1 protein-coding gene is annotated in these 312 nt (G+C 42.0%); it reads left to right on the top strand.

Translation table 11 applies throughout. The features are described from left to right. Positions 1 to 15 precede the first annotated feature (15 nt). Positions 16 to 312: hypothetical protein (locus GNF10_RS39585; protein WP_185607537.1), on the top strand; the 297-nt coding region annotated here is incomplete at its 3' end.

Genomic DNA, 312 nt, shown 5'->3' on the forward strand with positions numbered 1-312 from the left:
ACAGGGAATGACAAATTGGATCTCTTACCAACACACAGGGAAGAGGAAATAGAAAAAACTGTTGCCTGTTCCCCATTACCTGTTCCCTATCTTTTACAAAATAAACCACAGGTACAAACCCATGACTTTAACCAACGACAACAACCTAACTCAGATACAGTTCCTAACCGAGAAGATAGAGCAATTGACCCAGAAAATCGAGCAGTTACAAACCAACAGCCAGCAGATGAGCGAGCTAATCAAGTTATTAGAAACGAGTCAAACCGAGAAACTAACCGAAATGAGTGCGAGTCACGCGAATTTCTTGCAGCA

Source organism: Nostoc sp. UCD121 (assembly GCF_014222285.1).
Taxonomy (GTDB): Bacteria; Cyanobacteriota; Cyanobacteriia; order Cyanobacteriales; family Nostocaceae; genus Nostoc.